Genomic DNA, 439 nt, shown 5'->3' with positions numbered 1-439 from the left:
GGAGATTATATTGGCGATCTGTATGCCATAAGGCGCATACTTTGCGAGCAGCGGATCGTACTGCATCCGTTCGTCGATACAGCCCGACAGGAATCGAGCAAAGCAAGTGCAGATCAAAGACGTCCTCCTTGCGCCTGGCAATGGTGCATTTTTCTATGACGACCAAGATGCGATCAGGGCCGGCGTCCCGCACGACGGTTTCATCTATGTGGGCCAACCTGTCACGATCGGCTTCAAAGCCATTCGTGTTCCAGCGTCTTCGCTTAGTGTCGGATTGGTCCTTACCGACGACACTGTTGTCTGGGGCGACATGATGAGCGTCCAGTACTCTGGTGCTGGCGGACGCGATCCGTTGTTCGATGTCGATCAAGTCTCGGATCTGACGTCTCAGATATCGACACGGCTTCTTGATGTTAATGCATTTCGCTATCTTGATGCC

The 439-nt window shown here is 53.1% G+C and carries 1 pseudogene; it reads left to right on the top strand.

Annotated elements, in window-relative coordinates:
* Positions 1-106 precede the first annotated feature (106 nt).
* Positions 107-439, top strand: a pseudogene (locus EOA29_RS40130) (methylaspartate ammonia-lyase); the annotation flags it as partial.

The organism is Mesorhizobium sp. M1E.F.Ca.ET.063.01.1.1, assembly GCF_003998155.1.
GTDB lineage: Bacteria > Pseudomonadota > Alphaproteobacteria > Rhizobiales > Rhizobiaceae > Mesorhizobium.
Note: the sequence above shows the minus strand (reverse complement) of the source record. Positions and strands in the feature narration are given on the sequence as shown.